The sequence below is a fragment of the Flavobacterium sp. genome (assembly GCF_049318185.1).
Taxonomy (GTDB): domain Bacteria; phylum Bacteroidota; class Bacteroidia; order Flavobacteriales; family Flavobacteriaceae; genus Flavobacterium.
Genome location: NZ_JBMOGV010000090.1, coordinates 1 through 9,372, shown reverse-complemented (window position 1 = coordinate 9,372; position 9,372 = coordinate 1). Strand labels below are relative to the sequence as shown.

The window sequence follows — 9,372 nt, the reverse complement described above, 5'->3', positions numbered from 1 at the left end:
CATATTTTTGCATGATTCTAGCTACCTCAGTGTTTAGCGTGTCCACTTTTACAGAATCTACTTTTTTGATATACACTTCGCTGATTGGTGTTTTGGTAGAAGTGGTCAATAAATCTTTTAGCGACAATCTGCCTTTCAAACGATTTTCATCATCTACGACGTAAATCGAATGAACTCTGGTGACATATTCTGCTTGAATACGCATTTCTTTCACACAAGTTAATACATTCCAATTTTCATTGACTTTAACCAATTCTTTTCCCATCAAACCGCCGGCAGTATCTTCGTTGTAGCGCAATAAATCGACAATGTCTTTGGCGTGTTCAACGTCTTCTAATTCGGAGATTACTTCTTCTTTTTTGCTTTGTGAAAGTTCGGCAATAATGTCGGCGGCGTCATCGGTGTCTAACTCGTCTAATTCTTCGGCTATTTCTTTGGCAGAAAGGCCTTGAAGAATTTTTTCACGAATATCATCTTCTAGTTCAGGCAGAATTTCGGCGGTGATCTCGCTATCTAGAATTTTAAATATATAAGTAGCTTCTTCAATTTCTAATTCATCAAAAATCTCAGCAATATCGGCATGGTGCAAATCATTAAGCAACACTTCCAACTCCGAATCATTTTTGGAGTGAATGAGTTGCTCAATTTGCGCTAAGAGTTCTTTGCTGATTTTAAACTGCATTGGCTTCTATTTTTAAGGTAAGTTCGATGAACTGTTCTACAGAAAGTTGCTCAGGTCTGAGGTCAAAGATACTATCTTCTTTTAAATTATCCGAAAGATTGAAGGATTTTAAACTATTTCTTAATGTTTTACGACGCTGTTGAAACCCAGTTTTTATTACACTAAAAAACATTTTTTCATTGCAAGGCAAATGAAAATTTTCTTTTCTACGCAATCGTAAAACACCCGATTTTACTTTTGGGGGCGGATTAAAAACATGTTCGTCAACCGTGAAAAGGTATTCAGCATCATAGAAAGCTTGAGCTAAAACGGATAAAATCCCATATACTTTATTGCCTTTTTTGGAACAAATTCGTTCGGCTACTTCTTTTTGAAACATGCCCGAAAACTCAGGAACTTGTTCGCGCAATTCTAAACAACGAAAAACAATTTGGGTTGAAATATTGTAGGGAAAATTGCCGATGATAGCAAATGATTTTCCTTCAAAAACCTCATTAATATTATATTTTAAAACATCTTTGGAAATAATTTTTCCTTGCAATTTGGGATAATGTGTAGCTAAATATTCCACCGATTCTTGGTCAATTTCAATAACATATGTTGTGGTAGGTTTTTCTAAAAGATATTTAGTTAAAACGCCCATTCCAGGGCCAATTTCCAAAATGGTATCATAGCCAGAAAAGCTTAGTGTATCGGCTATGTTTTTTGCAATAGTTTCATCGGTTAAAAAATGTTGTCCGAGATGTTTTTTGGCTTTTACGTCATTCATTTTCGCTTGTCTTTCCCGAGCAGGCGGGAATCTATATTAATTATTCCAATTTTCAGACAGGTCTTTCCAATCTTTATTCTCTTCTTCAATCAAATTTATTTTCCATTGACGATTCCATTTCTTGAGTTGCTTTTCTCTTTTAATGGCATCGTTTACATATTGATGGTTTTCAAAATAAACTAAATTTATCACATTATATTTTGAAGTAAAACCTTCATTTATTTTTTGTTTGTGTTGTAAAACTCTTGTTTCTAAATCATTTGTCATCCCAATGTATAAGGTTCCATTTTTTTTACTGGCTAAAATGTATACATAATATTGATGGATGGTTTTAAACATCTGCTGTTTTATTTCTATACTCTTTCTTCTCTTTTTTGTCTTTCCCGTGCAGGCGGTAATCCGTGTTTATTTTTTCTGGATTCCCGCCTTCGCGGGAAAGACAATCATTTATTAACTTTATTCTATTTTACTATTAGTTTCGGATTTCCACCTGCGCGGGACACAAGTGTCAGCGAACTGGCGAAGCAATGACAAAAGACTAGTGCTCCGAAATCAACTCCAATTCTGTTCTGAAAGCTAGCATTTTGTCTCCAAATAAACGATGACCTTCTTCACGAAGTGTTGGCGCATCTTGTTCATAATAGTTTTGCAAAGTTTCTTTGCTATCAGTCGTGTATTGAATAGAATAGGTTGTTCCGCCCATTTCCTCTTCAATCAAAACTTTTACCATTCGAGCCGAAGTGAATTTTCCCGTGGATAAAACATCTTTTATATGCTTTTCTTGCATCCATTGCATCCATTGGTCATGAACACTTTCATGTATGTTTATAGTAACGTTGTAAAGTATCATTTTTGATTTATGGGTTATAAGTTTAAAAGATTTATGAAGTTCATGAAAAACTGCTAACTGCGACTGCTAACTTAACACTAAAGATTTGTATCTCCTCGCAACTTTCGGTATTTGTTCCTCGAGTCAACAAAGTAAATACTGTCTTCGTGTTTGAAAATCATTTCCTCGTAGAGTGGTTTTGCTTTTTCAATAGCATTCAACTGTGAATTATAAATTTCCGCTGAAAAGTAAAGCGCTTCATCTATGTAAATGCAGTCTTTGTGCTTGGTAATGATTTCGTTATAATTTTCTAACGCGTTATTGAAATCACCCATTTTTTCATAGATTTTTCCAATACGCAAGAGAGTAACAGGTTCAATGTCTTCGCCTTTGTGTTCTTTTAAAATCAATTGAAATTGTGCTAAAGATTCTTGTTTTTTGTTTTGAAATAAAAGAAAATCTGCTCGAGCAAACTTCTTCAGCGCTACTTGGGTTGAGTCTTCAACAGTATTGTCGCTTATTAACAAGAATAAATCCAAAGCATCATTGGCTATCAATTGTGATGACACCGATTTTAGTACTTTTAATTGGTGTGATGCCCAATCAAAATCAGTTTTAAAATAACTAGTTTTGGCTGTTTTCAAACTAGCTTCTTGTCCAATAACATCGCCACCCATCTCTTCGTCAATTTGAGAATAATAAATCAATGCTTGGTTGAATTTTTCTTCATAAAGCAGTATGTCTGCCAATTCCATTTTTACTTCTGCCAATTGATTCCTGTTGATTGGAATTTCCATAGCATTTTTCAAAATTGCTTTTGCTTTTTCTGAATCTTTTAAATGAAATGCAGTAAAATTTGCTTGGAGTTTTAATAATGAAAGTGTGTATGGGCTCACACCAAATTCTTTTATCAAAGCGTCTAATTCTGCAGTAATAGCCGAATAGTCTTTTTCTAAAGCATGGTCAATTTCCATTTCTATCAAATAGGTATGTGACTGAATGAGCACGTCTAAATCTTTTGTATTGTCTAGTACAAAGGTCAAAATTTCTTTAGCTGATTCTTGGTCATTATCATTAATCGCCATTTGAGCTAAATTGATAATATTCCCGAACGAATCTGGTTTTCTTTTGTAAATTGCTTTTTGTTGTATAAAAGCTTTTCCGTATTCCTTTAGTTGCACAAAATACCAGCTTAAGAAATCATTCCAGAAAATATCTTGTGTTTTTTGAGTTCTCAGCAATAAGGCTTTTTTCAATGTATCGTTAAAGCTAACATCACCATTATCTATCATAAATAGTGCTAATTGATTTTGAATAACAGGAAGATTTTGCGGGTTTTGAAAAGATTCCAAGAGATAGGTTTCTATCATCAAATCAGTATTTCCTTGTTGCCCAAAGAGCATTGCCATTTGAAAATTAAAACTCAATTTAGGATCTGTTTCAAGGGCTGTTTTATAAGCTAATAAGGCATAATCATAGAGGGCTTTTTTTTCAAAAGTATAAGCAATTCCATAGACTTCAACGGCATTTTTTTTGATTTTGGAGATGGCTTGGTCATAATATTTTGTCGCTTTCTCTTGGTTTTTTTGCAATTGATAATTGTATCCCAATTCAACTAATACTTGATTTTGTTTAAAACGTTCTAATTGTTCTTCAATGGCTTTTTGAGCTTTATCATATTGTTGCAACTGTTGGTAACATTCTACAACTCTTTGAAAATAATTAAAGTTACCCATTTGGGTTTTGAGTAAATCTTGATAACTAATTAATGCTTTTTCGAATTCTCCTCTGTCAAAATAATTATTGGCCAATTGCTCGTTCTGTGCATGAACAAGAATGGAAAGTAACAAGAATGTTATACAAAGAATTTTTTTCATAGATTTTATTAAAATCAACTTCGTACTAAAGTAACATTTTTTGTGTCGGTTTAGTATGTTGTTTACGAAAGATTAACTTTTAGTTAATGATATCAAATCCAGTGTAAGGGCGCAATACTTCTGGAATTACTATGCCTTCTGGGGTTTGATAATTTTCAATTATACCAGCTAAAACTCTTGGTAAAGCTAATGAACTTCCGTTGAGTGTATGAGCCAATTGTGTTTTTCCATCTTTACCTTTAAAACGCAATTTTAATCGATTGGCTTGGAAGGTTTCAAAATTAGAAACCGAAGATATTTCTAACCAACGATCTTGTGCTGTTGAAAATACTTCGAAATCATAAGTTAATGCGGAAGCAAAACTCATATCCCCTCCACAAAGGCGCAGAATTCGGTATGGTAATTTCAATTCTTGCAGAATATTTTTTACGTGTTCAACCATGCCATCCAAAGCTTCATAAGATTTGTCAGGATGTTCTAGACGAACAATTTCTACTTTGTCAAATTGGTGTAAACGATTTAAACCGCGAACATGTGCGCCATAAGAACCTGCTTCACGACGAAAACAAGGTGTGTAACCTGTACATAAAACAGGCAAATCATTTTCTTGTAAAATCACATCACGAAACAAGTTGGTCACAGGAACTTCGGCAGTTGGAATTAAGTATAAATCATCGATACCAACATGGTACATTTGTCCTTCTTTATCTGGCAATTGTCCCGTTCCATAACCAGAAGCTTCATTTACTAAATGCGGCACTTGGAATTCTTGGTAACCAGCTTCTGTGTTTTTATCTAAAAAATAAGAAATCAAAGCGCGTTGTAGTTTAGCACCTTTTCCTTTATAAACAGGGAAACCTGCACCAGTAATTTTTACACCCAATTCAAAATCGATGATGTCATATTTTTTTACTAATTCCCAATGAGGTTGTGCTCCTTCATATAAAACTGGGATTTCTCCTTCTTGAAACACATTCAGATTTTCTTCTGGTGTTTTGCCTTCAGGAACGATGTCGGCAGGAAGATTGGGCAACAAATACATTTTTTGAGTCAAATCGTTTGCAAAAGCTTCTAATTTTTCAGATAATTCTTTGCTAGTTTCTTTGAGCTGAGTTGTTTTTTGTTTTAGAATTTCGGCTTTAGCTTTTTCACCATTTTTCATCATTTCGCCAATGGCTGAGGAAAGTTTATTGGCTTCGGCTAAGGTATTATCAAGGGCAACTTGAGTGCTTCTTCTGTTTTCATCTAAAAGGATTATTGCTGAAACAATAGCTCCGGCATCCATATGTTTTTTCGCTAAAGCAGTAATCACTTTGTCTTTATTCTCTCTAATGTAACTTATTTGTAACATGACATTTTCTTTATAAGAACGCAAATTTAATGAAATGTTTCATACGAATTTAATTATTGTTTCTTCATGGTTTTTTCTTGGTTAAACTTTAATTTAAAAAAAAATAAAAAACGAAACTTATTTTAGAGAAAACTAGTACGAATCTGTTTTTCTTATAACTTTTTACCAAAAATTTAATAATAATTAGTATTCTTTATTATTATATTCGCAAAAATTACCTTGCTATCATGATTAAAAACTACGTTTTACTGTATTGTCTTTCGCTATGTTCTGTTTTTGCTCAAAACAATCATAATATGACTAATAGAATTGCTGAAGCAGAAATGAAATCGGCTTCAAAGCTTATGAATTTGCAAGTAAACTCTAATACGGCTAATTATGACTTGACCTATAGTAAATTAGAATTCACGATTAATCCTAATTTTTATGCAATTACAGGAAAAGTCACTCATACTTTCAAAGCATTGTCAAATATGACTAAAGTTACCTTTGATTTAACCAATCAATTAACCGTAAATACTGTAAAAAGAGGTAGCACCAATTTAACTTTCACTCAAAATACCAGTGACGAATTGGTAATTAATCTTGGTACAACTATAACTACTGGAAACTCTACTACAGTAGAAATTAATTATTCTGGGGCACCAGCTACTGGCGAACAAGCATTTACTAAAAGCACTCATAATGGTTCGCCTATTATATGGACACTATCAGAACCTTTTGGCGCCAAAGATTGGTGGCCTTGTAAACAAGATTTAAATGACAAGATAGATAGTATTGATATACATATTACGGCGCCATCACAGTATGTTAGTGTTGCCAACGGAGTTGAGACCACAGCTCCAGTAATTTCGGGGGCTAATAAAACAACTCACTTTCATCACGGTTATCCTATTCCAGCTTATTTGATAGCTTTAGCGGTGACCAATTATCGAGTATATAATCAGACGGCTGGAATTACAACTTCTTTTCCAATTATAAATTATATCTATCCTGAAAATTATGCTTCTGCTGTTTCTGATTTGTCTCAAACTCCAGACATAATGACTTTATATGAAACACTTTTTGAACCCTATCCGTTTAAAAATGAAAAATATGGTCATGCCCAGTTTGGTTGGAGTGGCGGCATGGAACATACTACGGTATCTTTTATGCAAAATTTTAGCAGAGAATTAATCGCTCATGAATTAGCCCACCAATGGTTTGGTGATAAAATTACTTGTGGGACTTGGAAAGATATTTGGCTTAATGAAGGATTTGCTACTTATTTAGCCGCATTGGTAATTGAAGACATTGATGGCTCAACGGCTTTTATATCTGAAAAAGACGCTATGATTAATAATATTACAACATTCCCTACAGGTAATCTTTATTTAACTGATACACAAGCCACTAGTGTTAACCGTATTTTCAGTAGCCGATTAAGTTATAATAAAGGAGCCATGGTTTTGGAAATGTTGCGTTTCAAAATGGGTGATGTTGCTTTCTTTCAAGCTTTAAAAAATTATTTAGCTGATACTGATTTGGCCTATAAATATGCCGTTACAGCTGATTTGCAAACTCATTTAGAAGCGGTTTATGGTCAAGATTTAACCGAATTTTTTAATGATTGGGTTTACAATCAAGGGTATCCAATTTATACTATATCAGCTCAAAATTGGGGAACAGGACAAGTTAAATTTGTGGTGAATCAAACGCAGTCTGATCCTTCGGTTACCTATTTTGAAATGCCTGTTCCGGTTAGAGTGTTCGGAGCCAATGGCGAGCAAGCCGATTTAGTTTTGGATAATACTGTAGATGGTGAAGAATTTATACAAAATGTTGCCTTTCCTATTACTAGTGTTGAATTTGATCCCGATAGACATATTATTTCTAAAAACTCCACAGTAACATTAAGTAATCAAAACTTTGATATCAATGATACTGTAAGTATATATCCTAATCCAAGTTCTGATGTATTGCATATTCAAATGCCATCTACTGTTGTTTTACAAAAAGTAACTGTTTATAATCATCTTGGACAAATAGTATTAGAAAATACAAATTCAGATTTTAACGTAACTACTTTGTCAACGGGTGTTCATTATCTAGATATTCAAACTTCTGAAGGGACATTTCATAAAAAATTCATAAAAAAATAATCTTCATAAAATATTATATGCAGGGGTAAGGTGAAAACCTTACTTTTGTGCTTTTAAAAGAAACTGACAATAAAAAATGGAAATTGTAATCAAATCATCTCAATTCTTATTAAGCTTATCGCTGTTAATCATACTTCACGAATTAGGACATTTCATTCCTGCCAAATTATTCAAAACCCGAGTGGAAAAGTTCTACTTGTTTTTTGACATTAAATTTTCTTTATTCAAAAAGAAAATTGGTGAAACAGAATATGGTATTGGTTGGTTACCATTAGGAGGTTATGTAAAAATATCAGGAATGATAGATGAAAGCATGGACAAGGAACAATTAGCTCAAGAGCCACAACCTTGGGAATTTCGTTCAAAACCAGCTTGGCAACGTTTAATTATTATGCTTGGTGGCGTTACGGTGAATTTTATTTTAGCGTTTTTAATCTACATAGGAATGACTTATGTATATGGGGAATACTATATCAAAAATGACAACATAAAAGACGGTGTTTGGATTACTAATCCTGTTGTTGAAAAACTTGGATTTAAAACAGGAGATAAACTAGTAGCTATTGATGGAAAAAAGATAGAACGATTTGAGCCATCCGTTAATTTAGATATTTTAACATCTAAAAGTGTGGTGTTAGAGCGAGATGGAGCAGATCAAACTATAACTATTCCTCACAACTTTATAGGTAACTTTATTGATGCCGATAAAAAAAGTTTAATTGCTCTAAGAATGCCTTTTGTCGTTGGTGCTTTAGCTGATGATTCACCTAACAAAGGTATATTAAAGCCAAAAGATATTATCATTTCTATCAATGGGGATACTGTCAAATATTTTGATCAAGCTGCAGTTATACTTCAAGCTCATAAAGGAAAAACTGTAGCGGGTTTTGTATTGCGAAATGAAGTAAAAGTCCCTGTTTTGTTGAAAATTACTAAGGAGGGTAAACTAGGCGTAAATCTAGGCGCTTTAAAAGAACAAAATTTAGAAAAACTGGGTTACTATAAATTCAGTACAGAGCAATTTGGTTTCTTGGAGTCAATTCCTATTGGCATTGATAAAGGGTTTACTCAATTGGGGAATTACTGGAAACAATTGAAATTGATATTTAATCCTAGCACTGGTGCTTACAAAGGCGTGGGCGGATTTGCCGCTATTTTCAATATATTTCCACAAACATGGAGTTGGGAAGCGTTTTGGAGTATTACGGCTTTACTATCCATAATGCTTGGGGTAATGAATTTATTGCCAATTCCAGCTTTAGATGGAGGGCATGTGATGTTCTTATTCTATGAAATTATTTCGGGCAAAAAGCCAAGTGATAAGTTCTTAGAAAGAGCCCAAATGGTTGGATTTGTTTTACTTATTTCATTATTGTTATTTGCTAATGGAAATGATATTTACAAGGCAATTGTAGGTAAATAACGTTTTTTGAAATTTTATTGTTTTTTATTTGCAAAAAATAAAATTCGTTCTATATTTGCAACCGCTTAAAAGATATAATATCTTCCTCCTTAGCTCAGTTGGTTAGAGCATCTGACTGTTAATCAGAGGGTCCTTGGTTCGAGCCCAAGAGGGGGAGCAAATGAAAAGACTTTACAGTAATGTGAGGTCTTTTTTGGCTTAAAAGTTTGCACATAGTTTGCACAAAATGACATTCCAAGACCATAAACCAACATTTATGGCAAACATTAAAACGCTCTTAGATCTTCGTAGAGCAAAATC

8 protein-coding genes and 1 tRNA gene are annotated in these 9,372 nt (G+C 33.5%); 3 read left to right on the top strand and 6 right to left on the bottom strand.

Going from position 1 to position 9,372, the window contains the following annotated elements; translation table 11 throughout:
- The 6 genes from ACOYLT_RS08645 to serS form a co-directional block, all read right to left on the bottom strand.
- Positions 1-682: magnesium transporter (locus tag ACOYLT_RS08645; protein ID WP_422853456.1), on the bottom strand; the 682-nt coding region annotated here is incomplete at its 3' end.
- Entirely contained in the window at positions 672-1,451 is a 780-nt protein-coding gene (gene rsmA, locus ACOYLT_RS08640; protein ID WP_422853455.1) for a 16S rRNA (adenine(1518)-N(6)/adenine(1519)-N(6))-dimethyltransferase RsmA, read from the bottom strand. The genes rsmA and ACOYLT_RS08645, both read right to left, overlap by 11 nt.
- Before the next feature lie 36 nt (positions 1,452-1,487).
- Positions 1,488-1,790, bottom strand: coding sequence for a GIY-YIG nuclease family protein (locus ACOYLT_RS08635; protein WP_422853454.1), 303 nt, complete (start codon positions 1,788-1,790; stop codon positions 1,488-1,490).
- Between the two features lie 199 nt (positions 1,791-1,989).
- The gene (locus tag ACOYLT_RS08630; RefSeq protein WP_422853453.1) at positions 1,990-2,301 is read right to left on the bottom strand and encodes a DUF4286 family protein; all 312 of its coding nucleotides are present in this window, start codon (positions 2,299-2,301) and stop codon (positions 1,990-1,992) included.
- Positions 2,302-2,378: 77 nt separating this feature from the next.
- Positions 2,379-4,157, bottom strand: coding sequence for a tetratricopeptide repeat protein (locus ACOYLT_RS08625; RefSeq protein ID WP_422853452.1), 1,779 nt, complete (start codon positions 4,155-4,157; stop codon positions 2,379-2,381).
- A gap of 79 nt (positions 4,158-4,236) precedes the next feature.
- The gene (gene serS / locus ACOYLT_RS08620) at positions 4,237-5,508 is read right to left on the bottom strand and encodes a serine--tRNA ligase (RefSeq protein WP_422853451.1); all 1,272 of its coding nucleotides are present in this window, start codon (positions 5,506-5,508) and stop codon (positions 4,237-4,239) included.
- A 227-nt stretch (positions 5,509-5,735) separates the two neighbouring features.
- Between serS and ACOYLT_RS08615 the strand changes: the two genes are divergently transcribed.
- From ACOYLT_RS08615 to ACOYLT_RS08605, 3 genes are all read left to right on the top strand, one after another.
- Positions 5,736-7,649, top strand: coding sequence for a M1 family aminopeptidase (locus ACOYLT_RS08615; protein WP_422853450.1), 1,914 nt, complete (start codon positions 5,736-5,738; stop codon positions 7,647-7,649).
- Positions 7,650-7,725: 76 nt separating this feature from the next.
- Positions 7,726-9,072, top strand: a complete 1,347-nt coding sequence (gene rseP / locus ACOYLT_RS08610; protein WP_422853449.1) for an RIP metalloprotease RseP — start codon at positions 7,726-7,728, stop codon at positions 9,070-9,072.
- An 83-nt stretch (positions 9,073-9,155) separates the two neighbouring features.
- Positions 9,156-9,229, top strand: a tRNA-Asn gene (locus ACOYLT_RS08605).
- Positions 9,230-9,372: the final 143 nt, after the last annotated feature.

Excerpts from the sequence above, each read along its gene's own strand:
- ACOYLT_RS08635 (WP_422853454.1), bottom strand. The coding sequence starts at position 1,790 with ATGTTTAAAACCATCCATCAATATTATGTATACATTTTAGCCAGTAAA.
- rseP (WP_422853449.1), top strand. The coding sequence starts at position 7,726 with ATGGAAATTGTAATCAAATCATCTCAATTCTTATTAAGCTTATCGCTG.
- rsmA (WP_422853455.1), bottom strand. The coding sequence starts at position 1,451 with ATGAATGACGTAAAAGCCAAAAAACATCTCGGACAACATTTTTTAACC.
- ACOYLT_RS08625 (WP_422853452.1), bottom strand. The coding sequence starts at position 4,157 with ATGAAAAAAATTCTTTGTATAACATTCTTGTTACTTTCCATTCTTGTT.
- ACOYLT_RS08615 (WP_422853450.1), top strand. The coding sequence starts at position 5,736 with ATGATTAAAAACTACGTTTTACTGTATTGTCTTTCGCTATGTTCTGTT.
- serS (WP_422853451.1), bottom strand. The coding sequence starts at position 5,508 with ATGTTACAAATAAGTTACATTAGAGAGAATAAAGACAAAGTGATTACT.
- ACOYLT_RS08630 (WP_422853453.1), bottom strand. The coding sequence starts at position 2,301 with ATGATACTTTACAACGTTACTATAAACATACATGAAAGTGTTCATGAC.